Annotated in this window: 13 protein-coding genes, 7 tRNA genes and 1 other annotated feature; of the genes, 13 read left to right on the top strand and 7 right to left on the bottom strand. The window is 49.5% G+C overall.

The annotated features are described in order from the left end of the window. Nucleotides 1-62: 62 nt before the first annotated feature. Nucleotides 63-2,093: a hypothetical protein gene (locus GXX34_07640; GenBank protein HHW07388.1), complete on the top strand. Its 2,031-nt coding sequence runs from the start codon at nt 63-65 to the stop codon at nt 2,091-2,093. A 50-nt stretch (nt 2,094-2,143) separates the two neighbouring features. Further along, nucleotides 2,144-2,231: transfer RNA gene (locus tag GXX34_07645), tRNA-Leu, on the top strand. Nucleotides 2,232-2,449: 218 nt separating this feature from the next. On the opposite strand, the gene GXX34_07650 is transcribed toward GXX34_07645, so the two are convergent. From GXX34_07650 to GXX34_07675, 6 genes are all read right to left on the bottom strand, one after another. Next, nucleotides 2,450-2,524: transfer RNA gene (locus GXX34_07650), tRNA-Gln, on the bottom strand. Nucleotides 2,525-2,531: 7 nt separating this feature from the next. Then, nucleotides 2,532-2,617 (bottom strand) — tRNA-Tyr (locus tag GXX34_07655). Nucleotides 2,618-2,622: 5 nt separating this feature from the next. Next, nucleotides 2,623-2,698, bottom strand: a tRNA-Thr gene (locus tag GXX34_07660). Between the two features lie 3 nt (nt 2,699-2,701). Beyond that, nucleotides 2,702-2,778, bottom strand: a tRNA-Asp gene (locus tag GXX34_07665). 5 nt (nt 2,779-2,783) lie between these two features. Further along, nucleotides 2,784-2,858: transfer RNA gene (locus GXX34_07670), tRNA-Glu, on the bottom strand. 19 nt (nt 2,859-2,877) lie between these two features. Then, nucleotides 2,878-2,954 (bottom strand) — tRNA-Pro (locus tag GXX34_07675). A 339-nt stretch (nt 2,955-3,293) separates the two neighbouring features. On the opposite strand from GXX34_07675, the gene GXX34_07680 reads away from it, so the two are divergent. The 11 genes from GXX34_07680 (at nt 3,294) to GXX34_07730 (ending at nt 18,627) form a co-directional block, all read left to right on the top strand. Continuing rightward, entirely contained in the window at nt 3,294-4,055 is a 762-nt protein-coding gene (locus tag GXX34_07680; protein ID HHW07389.1) for a P-loop NTPase, read from the top strand. A gap of 50 nt (nt 4,056-4,105) precedes the next feature. Continuing rightward, nucleotides 4,106-6,124 (top strand): anaerobic carbon-monoxide dehydrogenase catalytic subunit, encoded by a 2,019-nt coding sequence (gene cooS, locus GXX34_07685; GenBank protein ID HHW07390.1) that lies wholly within the window; start codon nt 4,106-4,108, stop codon nt 6,122-6,124. 42 nt (nt 6,125-6,166) lie between these two features. Then, the gene (gene cdhC, locus GXX34_07690; protein ID HHW07391.1) at nt 6,167-8,347 is read left to right on the top strand and encodes a CO dehydrogenase/CO-methylating acetyl-CoA synthase complex subunit beta; all 2,181 of its coding nucleotides are present in this window, start codon (nt 6,167-6,169) and stop codon (nt 8,345-8,347) included. A 36-nt stretch (nt 8,348-8,383) separates the two neighbouring features. Next, entirely contained in the window at nt 8,384-9,721 is a 1,338-nt protein-coding gene (locus tag GXX34_07695) for an acetyl-CoA decarbonylase/synthase complex subunit gamma (protein ID HHW07392.1), read from the top strand. 10 nt (nt 9,722-9,731) lie between these two features. Then, nucleotides 9,732-11,630, top strand: coding sequence for a DUF4445 domain-containing protein (locus tag GXX34_07700; protein HHW07393.1), 1,899 nt, complete (start codon nt 9,732-9,734; stop codon nt 11,628-11,630). Nucleotides 11,631-11,653: 23 nt separating this feature from the next. Beyond that, nucleotides 11,654-12,406, top strand: coding sequence for an AAA family ATPase (locus GXX34_07705; protein HHW07394.1), 753 nt, complete (start codon nt 11,654-11,656; stop codon nt 12,404-12,406). 34 nt (nt 12,407-12,440) lie between these two features. Further along, entirely contained in the window at nt 12,441-13,412 is a 972-nt protein-coding gene (locus GXX34_07710; GenBank protein ID HHW07395.1) for an acetyl-CoA decarbonylase/synthase complex subunit delta, read from the top strand. A 31-nt stretch (nt 13,413-13,443) separates the two neighbouring features. Beyond that, nucleotides 13,444-14,232 (top strand): methyltetrahydrofolate cobalamin methyltransferase, encoded by a 789-nt coding sequence (locus GXX34_07715; protein HHW07396.1) that lies wholly within the window; start codon nt 13,444-13,446, stop codon nt 14,230-14,232. Nucleotides 14,233-14,385: 153 nt separating this feature from the next. After that, nucleotides 14,386-15,426, top strand: a complete 1,041-nt coding sequence (locus GXX34_07720; protein HHW07397.1) for a hypothetical protein — start codon at nt 14,386-14,388, stop codon at nt 15,424-15,426. A gap of 56 nt (nt 15,427-15,482) precedes the next feature. Next, nucleotides 15,483-15,728 (top strand) — a binding site (T-box leader). Between the two features lie 61 nt (nt 15,729-15,789). Continuing rightward, the gene (locus GXX34_07725; protein ID HHW07398.1) at nt 15,790-16,980 is read left to right on the top strand and encodes an aminotransferase class I/II-fold pyridoxal phosphate-dependent enzyme; all 1,191 of its coding nucleotides are present in this window, start codon (nt 15,790-15,792) and stop codon (nt 16,978-16,980) included. Between the two features lie 60 nt (nt 16,981-17,040). Then, entirely contained in the window at nt 17,041-18,627 is a 1,587-nt protein-coding gene (locus tag GXX34_07730) for an MBL fold metallo-hydrolase (protein HHW07399.1), read from the top strand. 21 nt (nt 18,628-18,648) lie between these two features. Here GXX34_07730 and GXX34_07735 read toward each other — a convergent pair whose 3' ends face one another. Further along, the gene (locus tag GXX34_07735; GenBank protein ID HHW07400.1) at nt 18,649-19,503 is read right to left on the bottom strand and encodes an Asp23/Gls24 family envelope stress response protein; all 855 of its coding nucleotides are present in this window, start codon (nt 19,501-19,503) and stop codon (nt 18,649-18,651) included. Nucleotides 19,504-19,631 lie beyond the last annotated feature (128 nt).

A 19,631-nucleotide genomic window follows, 5' to 3' on the forward strand; every position in this document is an offset into this window, starting at 1 on the left:
GGATAGAAAAGTATGTCAACGGAAGAAAGGTTTTCTCGCCGGGCAGTCGAACATATGATTAGATGGACAAGTCGGGGGAGGAGGTTTCTTTGGAGGAAGGCAAAGTTTTTGCTTTGGACATAGGTACGAAAACGGTGGTAGGACTGGTGGCTCAACCCGAAGATGACGGTACCATTAAAGTGCTTGATATCGAAGTAAGGGAACATCCTGAAAGAGCTATGCTCGGCGGCCAAATCCATGACATCCCGAAGGTGGCCAGGACCATCAGCGACATCAAAACTGCCCTGGAAACGCGCTTAGGCACTAAACTGCACGGCGCGGCCGTGGCAGCGGCAGGTCGCTCCCTTTTATCCACTTGCAGCAAAGCCGAACTGTCCTACACTTTTCCCCAGGAAGTAACAGAAGAAATACTGCTGACCCTGCAGTTGGAAGCGGTTAAACAGGCCCAGCAGCAGATCAAAAGTACAGATCAGGGCAACGAATATCATTGTGTAGGTTTCAGTTTGCTCCACCAATACCTGGACGATGTGGCCATCAAGAACTTGTTAGGCCAAATTGGCAAAAAAATCGCCGTCGAGATCATTGCCACTTTCTTGCCGAGGGTGGTGGTAGATTCCCTGCATACAGCCATCAACAAAGCCGGGCTGGAAATGAAGTATATTACTTTGGAGCCAATTGCGGCTATCAACCTGGCCGTGCCTGACAGTATGAGACAATTAAACATCGCCATGATTGATATCGGCGCCGGCACATCAGACATCGCCGTAGTAGACAAGAACACCATTCGGGGCTACGGCATGATTCCCATGGCCGGCGACCAAGTCACCGAGGCCCTGTGCGAAGCCTTCCTGCTGGACTTTCATACGGGAGAAGAAGTAAAACGGCAGTTGTCCAGCCACCATGAAACCGTTACTTTTTACGACATTACCAGGCACCAGCAGTCTGTTGCCCGGGTACAAGTATTAACGGCCATTCAAGATACCGTAACCTTCTTAGTACGACAGATCGCCGATAAAGTGTTGGAAATCAACGGTCGTCCCCCGCAGGCTGTGCTGCTGGTAGGTGGCGGCAGCCTTACACCCACCCTGCCGCAAGAACTGGCCAAAGCATTAAACCTGCCGGAAAACAGGGTGGCTGTGATCGGTGATGACATCACGGCACCGATAAAACAACTAACTGGTGCTTTAGCATCTCCTCAAGGGGTGACCCCGCTGGCAATTGCAGCGGATGCCCTATTTCACCGGTCCCTGGACATTATGACCGTTTCCGTCAATCATAGACCGGTCCGCTTATTTGCGGCAAACAAACTCACTGTCGGGGATGCCTTAGTGGCTGCAGGGATATCTCCCAGCCAGTATTTAGGCCGCATGGGTCCCGCCATTTCTCTGGAAGTCAATAATGAAATAGTTTTCGTCAAGGGACAACCCGGACAGACCGGCCAGATCAGAGTAAACGATCAGGATGGGGAGCTTACCACGGAGATAACCGAAGGGGACCGCATCACATTTACCCCTGGCACTACCGGCGCCGCCGGCAAAGGGACTATTATGGATGTATTGCCGCAAGACCTCATCGGTAAAGAAATCTACGTCAACAGCAAAAGAGTCCCCATGCTTTCCCAGATTAAACTGGACAATCATTACGTCAATAGTCTGCATCTTCCTTTGAGGGACGGCTGCAAAGTAGAATTCACTGCCCTAACCTCAGTGGCCCGGGTAATTAGGGTATTAGGGTATGATCCCGCCGAATCACTCCGGGTGATCATTAACGGTCAAGAATGCTTTAACTACGAAACACCGGTTTCCCCGGGCGACGTATTAGAAATATTGCCTGACCAAGCAGCCATAAAAAAAAATGAACCACCAGTTGAGCCAGCTAACTATGTAGAGATTAAGGTCAACGAACAACCGGTTCGATTAACGGTGGCCGACGGAGAACAAGCCATCCTGACTGACATCTTCAAAGTTATTGACTTTGATACAAGAGCTGGCCATGGCCGAAAACTATTGCTCGAGGTAAACGGCCAGCCGGCAAGCTTTGTTACCCCCATCAACAGCGGTGATGTTGTTCGCATCAGCTGGGTCGAAAAATAGTGTTGACGAGCAGCATCAAAGCTGTTATAATATACTCGTGTCACGAACATGCGGCAGTGGCGGAATTGGCAGACGCGCTAGATTCAGGTTCTAGTCCTGATTAGCAGGGTGGGGGTTCAAGTCCCTTCTGCCGCACCATTTAAAAAAGCTCTGTTTTGGAGCTTTTTATTTTTGTCTTTTTATACGAAGGAAGGGAGCAGCAGTATTCACATGAATACCGGCTGCTCCCTTTTTGAATACCCGGCGGCTCCATGAAGCTGCTCACAAGGAAATCAGGATAGTAACGAAACTGTGAAACAAAAAGGAAGGGATACAAAAAAAGTTCCCTTGATAAAATTCAAGGGAACTTTTTCAACTGGCTGGGGCGGCTGGATTCGAACCAACGCATGGCGGATCCAAAGTCCGCAGCCTTACCGCTTGGCTACGCCCCAACGAAAATGGTGGAGAGGACAGGATTCGAACCTGTGAAGGCAGTGCCAGCAGATTTACAGTCTGCCCCCTTTGGCCAACTCGGGAACCTCTCCAAAAATGGAGCCGACGATGGGACTCGAACCCGCAACCTGCTGATTACAAGTCAGCTGCTCTACCAATTGAGCTACGTCGGCATGTGGCGGAGCTGACGGGAATCGAACCCGCGATCTTCGGCGTGACAGGCCGACATGTTAGACCGCTACACTACAGCTCCGCAAGTGGTGACCCGTAGGGGATTCGAACCCCTGATCCCGGATTGAAAGCCCGGTGTCTTAACCACTTGACTAACGGGCCATGATTATATTTCTTATCCTGGTCGGGGCGGAGGGATTTGAACCCCCGGCCCCTTGGTCCCAAACCAAGTGCGCTACCAAGCTGCGCCACGCCCCGAAACGTGCATATTGAATTATAGCTAATCTCGCGTCATTAGTCAAGATATCGTGAGCAAATTTTATGCCCAGTTAAATTTTCCGGTTTCCATATAGTGTGATTAATGTGAGAGCTTGTAACTGAATTACCATTCACCCTTAGTACAAATCCATAGACGGGCCGTATATAACCGCTGGAGTTAAAAATAAAAATTAATTTTGTACAAACCCAGCAGGAAAATACCTTTTTATGTTGAACTACTCTCCTGGATGTTAGGCTTATAAATAATTATTGTTACTAATAAATGAGATATTCTCTATTCTCGGAACCGTTTCTAACTCAACAAAGAAGGTGACGCCGTTGAAGATTGCCGTATCCGGAAAGGGCGGGGTAGGAAAAACAACCATTGCCGCAGGATTAATCAAGTATTTTGAGCAGAGGGGCTATCAAGTTATTGCGGTTGACGCCGATCCCGATCTAAGCCTGGGCACGGTGCTTGGACTACCCGATGAGCAAATTGAGCACATAAAACCTATCGTTGATATGCGCGATCTAATTGTAGAAAGAACAGGCGACGGAGCTTTTTTTACCCTTAACCCCGAAGTAGATGACATTATCGATGAGTTTTCCATTCCCATAGGAAATATTCGCTTCCTTAAAATGGGGGCGCTGAAACAGGGAGGTTCCTCGTGTTATTGTCGTGAGAACACAGTATTACATGCCCTAGTGGCGTCCCTGTTGCTGAGAAGGGATCAAGTGGTGGTTTTAGATATGGGAGCAGGTATTGAACACCTGACCCGCGGCACCGCTCAAGGCGTAGATATGATGCTCATCGTCACCGAACCGTCACGGACCAGTATCCACACTGCCAAAACAGTGCATGGATTGGCCAGCGATTTAGGCATTCAACATATTAAATACATTGGCAACAAGATTCGCAGGCAGGAAGAAGCTGAGTATTTGAAGAAGAATCTGGGAGCTCATAATTTTTTGGGCCTTCTCCAATTTCAGGAAAGTATAAATATTCTGTCAATGAACCCAGATTCAGGAAACCTCCAAAAGTTAGCCAGTTCATTGAGCGAGATGGGGGAGAGGCTGCTAAAGGAGGTCGGTACTCGTTAACTAGCCTATCCAAATCCATTTGCTAAATATTTTTAAGGGGGTATCTTCAAGTGCCAAGATTTAGAGATCCTGAACACAATTCACGGCCTTCCCAAGCACCAAGGGTCCTGGAAAGAAAAAAAAGAGAAAGAACCATTGACCCTGCTGCTTTGGAAATGCTGGAAAAGGCCAAGCAAGACAATGTCGAAACTGCATTTGACCGGTTTTTGGCGCAACAGCCGCAATGTCAATTCGGCTACCAGGGAATCTGCTGCCGTTTCTGCCTGATGGGACCTTGCCGCATTAGATTCGACGAAGGACCTGCCAGTCGGGGTATATGCGGTGCTTCGCCATGGACCATCGTGGCCAGAAGCGTTGGTACCCTGATCTTGACAGGTGCCGCTTCTCACTGTGAACACTCCAGGCATATTGCCGAAACCCTGTTAGCATGCGCTGAAGGGAGAGCCAAGGACTATCAAATCACAGACAAAGAAAAACTGATGGCCGTCGCTAAAAAGCTGAATGTGGAAACCGACGGGAAAACGCCGGAGGAAATTGCCCGCGAAGTAGCCATTATTGCTCTTAAGGACTTTGAACGGTTGCCTGGTGAAGGCGACGCTGTCTGGACCAAAGCGTCCATCATTGAACAGCGCTACCAGAAATTCGACCAGTGCAATGTGATGCCTTCCGGCATTCACGGCACCATTTCGGACCTTTTGGCCCAAGCCCATACCGGCAACGACAACGATGCCGTTAACTTGACTTTTAGCGCGATTCGCACTGCTTTAACGGACTTTACAGGCATGGCTATCGCCACCGATTTGTCTGACATTTTCTTTGGTACGCCGGAACCTGTTGTCACCGAAGCCAACATGGCGACTTTGAAAGAAAACAAGGTTAATATTGCACTTCATGGACATAACCCGCTCCTCAGTGAAATGGTTTACCTGGCCGCCAGTCAACTGGAAGATGAAGCGAAAGCTGCCGGGGCGGAAGGAATTAACCTGGTAGGTATCTGCTGTACCGGTAACGAAATTCTCATGCGGAAAGGTGTGCCGTTAGTTACTTCTTTTGCCTCCGCTGAATTAGCTATTGCCACCGGGGCTGTTGATGCCATGGTAGTTGACGTACAATGCATTATGCCCGGACTCAGGCAAGCAGCGGAATGCTATCATACCAGATTGATCACCACATCACCCATTGCCAAGATTCCTGGTTCGTATCACATTGACTTTAACACAGAACGAGCATTAGAAGATGCCAAGACAGTTGTCAGACTGGCTATTGAGGCCTTCAGGGAGAGAAACAGCGGTCGCGTCAATATTCCGAAGGTTAAGAATACTGTCGTAGCCGGTTTTGCTTACGAAAGATTGTTGGAACTGTTTGCCACGGTTAACCCCGAGCGGCCGGTAAGTGTCTTAACAGACGCCATTCTGGCGGGAGAACTCAAAGGTGTAGTTAACCTTTGCGGCTGCAATAACCTCAAGACATTCCAGGACAACAGCCACATTGAAATTGTTAAGGAATTGTTGAAGAACGATGTCTTCGTGGTCTGCACCGGGTGTTCTGCTCAAGCCATGGCCAAGTATGGATTGCTGTCACCGGAAGCTACCGAACAGTACGCCGGGGAGGGATTAAAAGCGTTCTTGAAGAGAATCTCGGAGAAAGCTAACCTTGCCACTCCGTTACCACCGGCTTTCCATTTCGGTTCTTGTGTTGACAATTCCCGGGCCGCTGCTCTGTTCATGGATATGGCTAGAGAGCTGGGCGTGGATACACCTAAGGTACCTTTTGTGGCCTCCGCTCCGGAAGCCATGAGCGGAAAAGCAACCGCCATCGGTACCTGGTTTGTAGCTATGGGAGCTCCTACTCACGTGGGAACCATGCCTCCTGTGGAAGGCAGCGACATGTTCTACAGTATCCTCACCCAGATTGCCTCAGACGTATACGGCGGGTACTTCATCTTTGAGATGGATCCTGCGGTAGCCGCCAAGAAGATCCTCAGTGCCCTGGAATACCGGACTTGGAAACTGGGTGTCCACAAGGATGTAGCGGCAAGATACGAAACAGCTCTGTGCCAGAATTATTAATGACATGAGCATTGCCATAGAGAAGGGGGAGACATAATGGCCTTGGATTTCGATAAGATTTATGAAGGCGCTGTTCAAGAAGGTAAAGAGCCCAAAAAGTTGTTTAGGCAAGCAGTAGAAGGGAGTCTCATTGCTCTCAGCTATGCTGAAATTCTATTAAATCAAGCCATTAGAAAATACGGTCCTGATAAACCGGTAGCATATCCCGATACTGCTTACGGTTTGCCCGTCATCCGCTGTTTGAGCGGTGAAGAAGTGACTTGTTTGCAGGACCTGGTTCCCATTCTCAACCGCATGCGTAACCAGGTGAAAACTTACGAATATACCTTCGAAAATGCTCGCCTGGCCGGAGAGTCTACGCTGTATGCTGCCGAGATCATTGAAGCCCTCCGTTACGTCAGGGGAGAAGTCGAGAATGTGGAACCCTGGACCAACTTCATCGGCGACCCCGTGGTCCGGCGCTTTGGTATCAAAATGGTTGACTGGACCATCCCGGGCGAAGCCGTCATTCTCGGCCGGGCGAAGGACAGCAAGAAGCTGGCTAAAATTGTCCAAGACTTGATGGGCAAAGGTTTCATGCTGTTCCTAGCTGATGAAGTAATCGAACAACTTTTAGAAGAAAACGTCAAGCTGGGCATTGATTATATTGCTTTCCCGCTGGGCAACTTCACTCAAGTGGTACATGCCGTAAACTATGCTTTACGGGCCGGTATGATGTTTGGAGGCATTGCGCCAGGCTTAAGAGAGGAACACAGGGACTACCAGCGGCGCCGTATCCGTGCCTTCGTCCTGCATTTGGGAGAGCGGGATTACGTCAAGACGGCCGCCGAACTGGGTGCTATTTTCCTAGGTTTCCCGGTGATCACCGATCAACCCTTAGCTGAAGATGAGCAGATTCCCGACTGGTACATCTCGGTACCCGATTATGACAAGATTGTGCAAACAGCCCTCGAAGTAAGGGGAATTAAGCTCACCAATATCCAACTGGATATCCCCATTAACTTCGGTCCTGCTTTCGAAGGGGAAACCATTCGCAAAGGCGATATGTATGTTGAAATGGGTGGCGGCCGCACCATGTCCTTTGAATTGGTGCGCAGCGTATCCGAAAACGAAATCGAAGACGGTAAAGTCACCGTCATCGGTAGAGAGCTTGACGAAATTGCCGAAGGCGAAAAGATCCCGTTCGGCATCATGGTTGATATTTATGGACGCAAGATGCAGGAAGACTTTGAAGGCGTGTTAGAAAGACGGATTCACGACTTCATCAACTACGGCGAAGGTTTATGGCATACCGCCCAACGGGACATCAACTGGCTGCGCATCAGTAAAGACGCCGTCGCCAAGGGCGTCAAGTTCCGGCATATGGGTGAAATTCTCGTCGCCAAGATGAAACAAGAATTCCCTGCCATCGTGGACAGGGTACAAGTAACCATCCTGACGGACCAGCAGGCAGTGGAAGAGAACATTAAACTGGCCCGGGAACGGTATCGCAAGAGAGACGACCGCATGAGAGGATTAACTGATGATGCCGTGGATACTTTCTACTCCTGCGTCCTGTGCCAGTCATTTGCTCCCAACCATGTCTGTATCGTGACTCCTGAGCGGGTAGGGTTGTGCGGTGCCGTCACCTGGTTGGATGCAAGAGCCTCTTACGAGATTGACAATACGGGTCCGAACCAGCCGATCCCGAAAGGAGAAGCCATTGATGAAGTAAAAGGGATGTGGCAGTCCGTTAACGACTATTTATATACCGCTTCCAACCGCAACCTGGAAGAGGTCTGTCTTTACACTTTGATGGAAAATCCCATGACTTCCTGTGGGTGCTTTGAAGCCATTCTGGCCATTGTGCCGGAAGCCAACGGCATCATGATCACCACCCGGGAGCACGGCGGTTTAACGCCTTGCGGTATGACCTTCTCCACTCTGGCCGGCATGGTGGGTGGCGGTGTTCAGACTCCCGGTTTCATGGGTGTAGGACGCAGTTATATTGTCAGCCGCAAGTTTATCACCGCCGACGGCGGTATCAAGAGAATCGTGTGGATGCCGAAAGAATTGAAAGAATTCTTGCGGGAAGATTTCGTGAAACGCAGCATTGAGGAAGGACTGCCCGAAGACTTTATCGACATGATTGCTGACGAAACAGTCGGTACCACTGTTGAAGAAATTCTTCCTTTCTTAGAAGAAAAGGGTCATCCAGCTCTGACCATGGATCCCCTCATGTAAAATTAAACGTTTAATTTGCAGAAAGGAGTAAGGAAGATGGCTTTAACTGGGTTGGAAATTTACAAACAACTGCCGAAAAAAAACTGTGGAGAATGCGGTCCCCCAACTTGCTTGGCCTTTGCCATGGCTTTGGCCGGAGGTAAAGCTTCTTTAGACAGTTGTCCTTACGTGTCTGATGAGGCAAGAGCTGCCCTGGAATCCGCAGCGGCACCGCCTATTGCCAAAGTCATCTTCGGTGCCGGAGAAAGACAAGTCGTCATGGGTGATGAAACGGAACTCTTCCGGCATGATAAGAAATTCTATCATGAAACCGCCATTGCTTTTAGAATCGAAGATACCTTGAGTGAAAGCGACATCGTGGCCAGGACCGAGCAAATCAACGATCTTGTCTTTGTCCGCGTCGGCCTGGAATACCGCGTACAAGGCATCGCTGTGGAAAATGCTTCCGGCGATGCGGATAAATTCGCCGCAGCGGTAGCAACGGTAGCGAAAAACACCAAGCTGCCCCTGGTTCTCATCTCAGAAAACGTTGATGCCATGACGAAAGCCCTGGCAGCCGACGGGTTGGTCAAACCTTTAATTTACGCTGCCAATCAGGACAACTACGAAGCCATGACCAAACTGGCCATTGAGAAAAACTGCCCCTTGGCCGTTAAGGCTGACAATTTAGAAAGCCTGGCCGCTTTGGTAGAAAAGGTAACGGCCCTGGGCAAGAAGGATCTGGTCCTGGATCCCGGTGCCAGGAACGTATCAATAGCTATCGCTGATTTCACTCAAATCCGGCGGCAAGCCATCAAGAAGAGATTCCGCCCGTTTGGGTTCCCAATTATCGCTTTCACCACGGAAGCGGATCCCCTCGACGAAGTGGCCGAAGCAACCGCTTACGTCAGCAAGTATGCCAGCTTGATCGTCATGAATACAGTGGATAAAGCGCATATCTTGCCGTTGCTGAGCTGGAGACAGAACCTCTACACAGACCCGCAGGTTCCCATTAGGGTAGAGGAAAAACTCCATGAAGTAGGCAACGTCACACCGGATTCGCCGGTATACATTACCACCAACTTCTCCTTGACATATTATTCAGTGGAAGGCGAGGTAGAGGCCAGCAAGATCCCGAGCTATATCTTGGCCGTGGATACCGACGGGTTATCAGTACTCACCGCCTATGCTGACGGTAAATTTGAGGCGGATAAGATCGCCAATGTGATGAAGAAAGTCGGCTTGGAAGAAAAAGTCAATCATCGCAACATCGTTATCCCGGGCCTAGTGGCAGTCTTAAGCGGCAAGCTTGAAGAGGCCTCTGGCTGGAAGGTCATCGTAGGCCCGCGGGAAGCTTCCGGTATTCCCGCTTTTGCCAAGAGCCATTTTGCATAGGAGTGATTGAATGTCAAAGTGTCTAGTTACCTTTTTACCCGAAAATGTCTCCATTGAGGTCGAAAAAGGGACATCCATTAAACAAGCAGCGGCCGCTTTAGGCATCGAGCTCAAAAGTACTTGCGGGGAAGAAGGTACGTGTGGTAGATGTGCGGTTAAGGTTCTCGGAGGCGAAGTGAATAACCTGGGAGGAAATCTTTCCTCCCGCCTCCGTAATACCGGTCACGTGCTTGCTTGCCGTACTTTTGTAGAAGGGGACGTTGTCGTCGAGATACCAAAGGAATCCAGATTGGATGAACACCAGGTACTAGTTGGCGGGACACAGGAGAAAGGAATACTGGTCGAAAAAGAGTTAGATCTCTTAGCAGGTTATGAATTTGATCCCATTTGCCGCACCGTTTATTTAGAATTGTCGCCGCCCACCATCACGGAAAACGCCAGCGATTTAACCAGGTTAACAGGAGAACTGAAAAAGCATCTTGACTGCCGGGACGTCCGCATACCGTTATCCATCCTGCGGAAATTGGCAGAAACGCTGCGGGGAGCCGATTGGAAGGTTTCGGTTTCGGTGATATGTTTCGAAGGCGATGCCCATATTGTCAACATCCAACCCGGGAACACCGCTTCCACTTCCTTCGGTTTGGCCGTTGATATAGGTACCACTACGGTGGTAGCCTACCTGGTCAACCTGGCTACGGGTCAGGTACTGGGAAAGGCCGGTACCTATAACAAGCAAGCACGCTACGGTGATGATGTAATTTCTCGTATGATCTATGCCAATGAGCCCAACGGCTTGGAAAGGCTTCACGATGCCGTTATCGGTACGGTCAACGAATTAATTGACAAGCTTTGCACCGAGCATCAAATTGATAAGGCCAACATCAATGTGGTGATGTCCGCCGGCAACTCAACCATGGCACACCTATTCCTGGGGTTGACACCGAAATACATCCGTTTGGATCCCTATATTCCAACGGCGTCGGATCTGCCTCCAGTTACAGCTAAGGATTTAGGGCTGGCTATTAACCCGGAAGCCTGGGTCTTTAGCTTCTCGGCCTTAGCCAGCTATGTTGGCGGCGACATCGTATCCGGTGTTCTTTGCACCAGGATCAGCCAGTCCGATGAAATGACCTTGTTCATTGATATCGGCACCAACGGGGAAATGGTTCTCGGCAATCGAGAATTCCTGATGACTTGTGCTTGTTCAGCAGGTCCTGCTTTTGAAGGTGGCGGTATCACTTTCGGGATGCGGGCTATGAAAGGAGCCATCGAGCGGATCGACATTGACACTGCTACCTATGAGGTTGCGGTACAAACCATTGGCAACGGCAAACCGATAGGCATTTGCGGTTCAGGGTTAATCGATTGCATTGCCAAGCTGCGGGACGCCGGCATTATCGACAGGACGGGTAAATTCCAACAGGTCCCTTCCAACCGGTTCCGCATGAATGACGAAAGCCCGGAATTCGTGTTGGTATGGGCCGAAAATTCCGGTATCAACAAGGATATCGTGATTACCGAAGCAGATGTGAAAAACCTGATTCGGTCCAAAGGCGCTGTCTATGCCGGGATCAGGACCCTGCTGCAAATGGTGGCAATGGACTTGGATGTAATTGACAAGATCTTAATTGCCGGGGGCTTCGGTAACTATCTCAATTTGGCAGATGCTATCAAAATTGGTTTGCTGCCTGACGTCCCACTGGAAAAATATGAATTCGTGGGGAACACCTCGGTCAAAGGTGCCCATCTAAGCTTGTTATCCCGGCAAGCTTACCAGGATGCCGTTGAAATAGGACGAAAAATGACCTATATCGAGCTTTCAGTGGGAAATACCTTCATGGACGAGTTCGTTTCCGCGCTCTTCCTGCCACATACCGATTTGAGCTTGTTTCCCTCGGTAGCAGGTTAGCTTGAGGAAAGGAAGGGATTTAATTGGCAATACACATTTCCGTAGCAGGAAAGGGAGGAACGGGAAAAACCACTTTTGTAGCTCTGCTAATCCGTTACCTTATTGAACACAACAAGCGAAGTATTCTCGCTGTCGACGCGGATCCTAACGCTAACCTTAATGAAGCGTTAGGATTGGAAGTCACACAGTTTATATCTGACATCCTTACAGAGACCAAAGATCCTAAAGCCATTCCCCCTGGCATGAGTAAAGATCTCTTCATTGATTACCGCCTGTCCCAGGCGCTGGTGGAACATGAATTGGTTGACCTATTGGTCATGGGCGGCCCGCAAGGACCTGGGTGCTATTGCTACCCCAGCGATTTGCTGCGGAAGCAGATTGAAAACTTAACAGGAAACTATGAATACCTGGTCGTCGATAATGAAGCAGGATTGGAACATATCAGCAGAGGTATCTTACCTCAGGTACAGCACCTGTTCGTTATCAGCGATGCTTCGGCCCGGGGCATTCGTTCGGCGGGACGCGTACACCAATTGGTTCAATCCCTGGGCAGCAAAGTCGAGAATCTTTATTTGGTGGTTTCCAAAGTCGGTGAAGAGGGCATAGAGCCTTTATCCGAGGAAATCCGGAACACGGGATTGAATTTGATTGGCACGATTCCTTTAGATCCATTAGTCGTGCAATTCGATACGGAAGGAAAACCACTGTTCCGATTGCCTCCGGACTCTAAGGCCGTTCAGGCAGTAGAGGCTATTTTACAAAAAATTGATCTTTAGTTAGTATTCGAAGCTAGGAAAGGAGAAATGGCGAATGGCTGTAGAAATTCTTAGGGAAAAGAGTAGGGCTAGCGTGCTGGAAGTGACCCTCGGTGCCACTCCGGAACAAGGCGGCACCAGAACCCACACTATCACCGTGGGAGGAGATTCCGCTCTCCCGTTCCATCACTTTGAGGGAGAAACTAAACACCGGCCGGTCATCGCTTTGGAAGTACAGGACATCGTGCCCAATTGGCCCGAAAACCTGGCCAAGTACTATCGCGATGTGTGGAACGATCCCGGGCAATGGGCCAAAAAGTGCGTGGAAGAATACGGCGCAGATTTGATCTACTTGAAACTAAACGGGGCACACCCTGATAATGGCAACAAATCCGTTGATGAGTGTGTCGCAGCACTGAAAGAAGTTCTGAAGGCCGTAGGAGTTCCGTTGATTGTTGTCGGCTGCGAAGACGAAGAAAAGGATCACGACTTAATGGTCGCGGTAGCCGAAGCGGCTGCTGGGGAAAACCTGCTTTTAGGCAATGCTGAACAAGACAACTATAAATCTCTTACAGCCGCATGTATGGTGCACAAGCATAATATCATTGCCAGGTCTCCTCTAGACATTAACATTTGCAAGCAATTAAACATCTTAATTAGCGAAATGAACCTGCCCTTGTCCAAGATTGTCATTGACCCGACTATCGGTGGATTGGGTTACGGTATCGAGTATGCCTATTCCATTTTGGAAAGGGCTCGCCTCGGAGCTCTCCAAGGTGATAAAATGCTGTCAATGCCTGTCATCGCTACCGTAGGATACGAATCCTGGCGGACCAAGGAAGCTAACTTGAGCCAGGCTGAGAATCCCGGTTGGGGCGCCGAAGAAGACCGGGGCATCCTGTGGGAAGCCACTTGCGCAACAGCGTTGTTGCAGTCCGGTGTCCACATCCTGCTGATGCGTCATCCCAAGTCCGCCGCCATTGTGAAAAAGCACATTGACCAACTGATGATGTCCAACGAGTATTAAGCGTGAAACCGCTTAAAAAGGAGGAGTTCTCATGATTATTATTGGTGAACGTATTAACGGAATGTTTAAGGACATCAGACAAGCGATCCAGGACAGAGATCCTAAGCCGGTGCAAGAATGGGCCAAACGTCAAGAAGAAGGTGGGGCTCGCTACCTGGATATCAACGTCGGACCGGCTGTATCGGACAAAGTCAGCGCCATGAAATGGCTGGTAGAAGTAGTCCAAGAAGTCTCCGACCTGCCTCTGTGCCTTGATTCCACTGATTTCAATGCCATTGAAGAAGGGCTGAAGCTGTGCAAGAAGCCGGCCATTATCAACTCCACTTCGGCAGAACGTTCCAAGATTGAAGTCGCTTTTCCCCTGGCAGTGAAATACGGTGCCGGCTTAATCGGCCTGACCATGGACAACAAAGGGATTCCCAAAGACAGCGATAGCCGGCTGGCCTTCGCCATGGAATTGGTCGCAGCAGCCGATGAGTTTGGGTTACCCATGGAAGACCTGTACATTGACCCCTTAATCCTGCCCTGCAATGTAGCACAAGACCATGCTCCGGAAGTGCTGAAGACTTTGCAGCAGATTAAAATGCTGGCCAATCCGGCTCCTAAGACAGTCATCGGTCTCAGCAACGTATCCAACGGGTGCCAGAACCGCCCATTGATTAATAGGACTTATTTGGCCATGGCCATGGCCTGCGGCTTGGATGCAGCCATTGCCGATGCCAATGATGAAGCCTTAATGGAGGTAGCGGCTACAGGCGAAATACTGCTCAACCAAAAAATCTACTGCGACTCCTACGTAAAGCTTTTCATCCAAGGATAACCCGGAATAGCGGCATAGACCCTTAAGTCTATGCCGCTTTTTTTGGCCGCAGTCTCCTCCGAGGGTTCCGGCAATCCCGTAATTCTTATCATAAAACCCTTGTGCCGTGCATATTTTTCTACAGAAGGACTCTGTAGAAAGAGGTGAGCCCGTTTGTCACACGAAAGAGAACAACAGGAATTGGAACGAGAAATACTAGCGCTTACCGACCGTTTAATCGAGAATACCATCGAAATCAGTATGTTATCGGGAGAGGAACTGGAACGAAAACAAGCAGAAGGAGTCAATATTGTTGTCCAGCTGGCGGCTGTACTGGAGGCATATTTAGGCGGGTCCCCGGAACACTTTGCCCAGGTGATAAAGGAACTGGCCAGGCAGAAGCTGCCGGATGAAAACATTTTAGCCAGTTTCGGCGAGTTCAGCACTTACTTGGAAGAAGCCATTCATCATGGTCTCAGGCTCTACCATGAAAACCGGCCAATGCCCGAAGACATTACCGGTGCTGCACCAACAGAACCGGAAGAAGCCAATGACGCGGGTGCTGTCGAGGAGGCATCTCCTGTCCCTTCCGGCGCAGGAGGAACAGGGGAAGAATGCACCGTTACTTGTGATGAACCAGCTGAAACAGTCACGACCCCAGCCCATCATAGCACAAATACTGGAGCAGAAGAGGAAACGGTTAAGACAGACAACCATGTTGAGCCTGCTGCCGGTCTTATGCCTTCTTCATGGGATCATGAAGTTGACGTGTCAAGTCCCCCAGAACCTGCACCTGCCTCAGAACAGGCAAGCAGCAGCTTGACACCTGAAACCGGCAGCGCCACCGGTCCCCCGGCAGATGGTGAGAACTGCCTGTCCGCTGCAGACACCAGTGAAAACCAGGCAAGCATCCCAGTTAACGACACGGACCAGGACCACTGGCAAGCGGCCTTGAAGCTGGTTTTCCCCGAGGCCACGATCATCAAGAACCATACCGTGAAAGGGTTGGCATTTTCTTACTACATCCCGGAATACGCCATCGCCATTGACCTCAATCCCACGGACAAAAAAGAAACCATTTGGAAAGAATACTACTGCCGGCAAGAAAACATTAGACTCCTGTCCATCGCCATGCAAGAAAACTCACGCATCCGTCACATAGTCAGAAGCTTAAGGTTGTCATTAGCCCAAAACATCAGCCAAAATATTTCGTAAAAACGTTTGACAGAGTCATCAGAACCTGCTATACTGATAGTAAAATTTTATCCGAGTTAAAGGCAATGCAGGGGAAGAGTAACTGGTTCCCACATCCAGAGAGCTGACGGTTGGTGCAAGTCAGTATGATGGCGCCAGTGAAGGCCGCCCCTAAGTCGCCGGCTGAAATTGTAGTAAGCCGGGCCGGGTAGTTCCGTTATCAATGTCTGGGAGTGCATATATTTGATTTGAGTGCACTTTCAGGGTGAGTTTGGGTTTTTGCCAATAAGGGTGGTACCGCGGGTATACCTCTCGTCCCTTCCGGATGAGAGGTTTTTTTATTTGCCTAACCATCTTTTGACTACTGTATGGCAGGTGTTGCATATGGCTCTCAATCTGGAAAGTATGATTTCTCCGGTTGTAAAATCTTTACCTCCTTCAGGGATTAGAAAGTTTTTTGATTTGATCGCCGGTGCTCCTGACGTCATATCTTTAGGTGTCGGAGAACCCGACTTCAGTACGCCCCTGTCTATCCGCAAGGCTAGCATTGAAGCTTTGTATAGAGGCGAAACCAGTTATACCTCTAATAAAGGCACTCCTGAGCTTCGACAAGCTCTATCTGACTACTTGTGCAAACAACACCAGGTAAGCTATGACCCGGAAAACGAGATTTTGGTAACCATCGGCGCCAGCGAAGCTGTCGACTTAGCATTGCGTGCTGTAGTCTGTCCCGGAGATGAAGTAATAATTGTTGAACCTGCATACGTCTCTTACATGCCTTGTACCTTGCTGGCCGGCGGTGTTCCTGTTTTCGTTAAGACGAAGGCCGAAAATGATTTTAAGTTAATGCCGGAAGAGCTGGAAGCAGCTATTACACCCAGAACCAAGCTGGTCATCATAGCGTACCCCAATAACCCTACCGGTGCCGTGATGACTAAAGAAGATCTTAAACCTATTGCCGATATTATCTTAAAGCATAACATCCTGGTGCTGTCAGACGAGATTTATGCCGAGCTTACCTATGAAAACAAGCATACCAGCATCATTGAATTTCCGGGCATGAAGGAAAGAACCATCCTGGTATCCGGCTTTTCTAAATCCTTTGCCATGACCGGGTGGCGTATCGGTTTTGCCGCCGCACCGGCCCAGATTTTAAATGCCATGGCCAAGATTCACCAGTATACCATTTTATGTGCGCCGATCATGGCCCAGCAAGCAGCTTTGGAAGGTCTGCGCCACGGCGCTGCGGAAGTCAAGCACATGGTAGAACATTATGATTTCCGGCGTAAACTGGTGTACTCCAGGCTTGTAGCCATGGGTTTGGAATGTTTTGAACCGAAAGGGGCCTTTTATATCTTTCCTTCCATAGCGAGCACAGGTTTTACATCAGAAGAGTTTGCGCAACGACTTCTAGAAGAAGAAAAAGTAGCGGTAGTGCCCGGTGAAGCCTTTGGCACCTCCGGAACGGGACATATTCGCATTTCCTATGCCAATTCAGTCGCCAATTTGGAAGAAGCCATGAACCGCATCCAACGATTTATCAAAAGACACCAGTTAAAACTGGTGGCCAATTAGAGGAAAACCGGTGCGCATCCAGAAATCATTAAGCAGTATGTCTCTTCAGGGGGTGCTGCTTTGAGAATTCAGTTCTTTGGCGCTGCCGAAACAGTCACCGGTTCTTGCTATATGGTGGACACCGGCATCTACAAGTTCTTAGTAGATTGCGGCTTATTTCAAGGTGGAAAAAACATTAAAGAGAGGAACTACAGCGATTTCCCTTTCGATCCGTCAGAAGTTGACTTTTTGCTGCTCACTCATGCGCACATCGATCATTGCGGTCTGATCCCCAAACTATATAAACACGGCTTTAAAGGACCCGTCATCGCTACGGCCCCGACGGTGGAACTGTGTACCGCCGTCCTGCCGGACAGCGGTTTTATTCAGGAGATGGAGGTGGAACGCAAGAACAGGAAATACCAGCGCTCCGGCCTCCCCCTTTTAGAGCCTATTTATACCGCAGCTGAAGCGCAGCATTGTTTGCAATATTTCCAAGGCGTCAACTATGATGAATTTTGGCAAATCAAACCCGGCATCACCGTTCGTTTTAAAGATGCCGGGCATATTTTGGGTTCCGCCATCGTGGAGATTTGGCTTGAATCCGGAACCGGCACGTGCAAATTAGTTTTTACCGGAGATCTAGGCAATTTCGACAGGTCAATGACTAACGACCCATCTCCCATCGATCATGCCAACTATTTGATTATCGAATCTACTTATGGGGATCGCCGGCACAAGGAGATAGGAAACCGCCGGGAGATCCTCGCCGAGATCATTCATGACACCTTTAAACGTGGAGGCAATGTCATTATACCTGCCTTTGCCATCGAAAGAACCCAAGACTTGTTATACAACTTGCACCTTCTCATCGAGGAAAACAAAATTCAAGGAAAAGACATTTACATTGACAGCCCTTTGGCTATCACAGCCACGGAGATTTTCTGCCGGCACCAGCACCTGTTTGATGAAGAATTTGCCGAACTGAGGCGGGCTAAGCAAGGCCACTGCCCCCTGTATCTCCCCGGACTTCGTTTCAGCCGGACGGCGGAAGAATCCATGGCCCTTAACCGGATTAAAAGCGGGGCCATTATCATCTCAGCCAGCGGCATGGCCGATGCAGGTAGGATCAAACATCATCTAAAGCATAATTTGTGGAGGCCGGAGTCAACTGTAGTTTTTATTGGTTACCAAGCACCCGGTACCCTCGGAAGACGTCTCATCGACGGCGAAAAGCAGGTTAGGATCCACGGGGAAGAAATCAAAGTGCAAGCTCAAATTGTCAACTTGGAGGGCTTTTCCGCCCACGCAGACCAGCAAGGCATCTTGCGGTGGATGAACAACTTCAAGAAGCCGCCGCAAAGAATATTTGTCACCCACGGGGAACCCCAATCCGCGATTGCATTGGCCGAACTTTTAAGGGAACAGCTCAAGACAGAAGTAGTTATCCCCAAATACCTGGCACAATATGACCTAGTTCCCGAAGAATGGGCGGAACCGGCTGCTGAAACCGCTGTTACCAGAGAAACCCTTTATGATATGGCCCAAAGTATTTACCACCGGCTGACCGGCATTATCGACCGGCACACCGGCAAGAAAGACACTTACCGGCTGTACAACCTGCTGAACCGCTTGGCGAGCTTAATCGACGAAGGCCCGCAACCATAAGCCACCTGGCACATGTTTGACCTATGCATGGGCATAGGTCTTTTTCATGTCCTCAGGCAGCACCAGTTTTCGTACATAAATATTCACTTGAACCACGTGCAAGGCCGTCATATGCTCCAGCACCTGTTTGACTCGTTCCTGCACGGCATCCAGAAGAGGCGGAAAAGGTTTGCCGTAACGAACCGTCAAATCCATATTAACAATGGTACCTTGGGGCACTTCTTCCAAAACAATATTCTGTACTTTGACTACGTCACTGCTAAGCTGGGCCGCCCCTTTTATGATCTGTTCCAACGCCGCGTTGTCAATATAAAACCTCCCAAAATAATTAAAGGTAGGGCGTACCACCGTTTGATTCACCCAGAGTTGGCTTTTGCTACCGGTTTTCTGCCTTTTGGAGAATCGAACATATAAAGGATCAGTCAGCACCCCGGACAGTTTAGGTTTCACGGCTACCGATGGAGCCGGGATCACATGCTTGCCAAAATGCTGCCTGATCTTCTTGGCTTTGGTGATTTCACTCGGGGAAGCTATATCTTCAATATCCAGGTACAATTCCGGTAGGGGAAGCTCTAACCGGGCGGCGATCTTATTCACCATATCTTTGGAGGTTCCCAGGATCAAAACACAGCGCGGCTTCAGAACCTTAAGCTCCTCTTTCACCCCTTGAGCATGATCCGGATCAGTGAATAAAGCCGTTTTGATAGCACCAATGGCTGTGGCTTGTTTCTTGGCTGAGACACCGGCGACAATTTGGTGCCCTTTGATCAAAAGGCCGTCATCGATAATCACTTCCGCCCCATGCTCATGAGCTACCAGAAGGGCCCGATGACTTTTTCCTGTCCCACTGGGACCGACTAGCGCAATCACCTTCATAAAAACACCTGCTGTTTTTGCAATTATTTCCTTGACTACTATATTATACCCTTGAAGGGGGACCTTTGACAAATAAAAAGATCATTCCGTCCCTGGGTGGCCCGGTCTTTCTGGCCCCGGTTTAGAAA

Source organism: Clostridia bacterium, assembly GCA_012840125.1.
GTDB lineage: Bacteria > Bacillota > DULZ01 > DULZ01 > DULZ01 > DULZ01.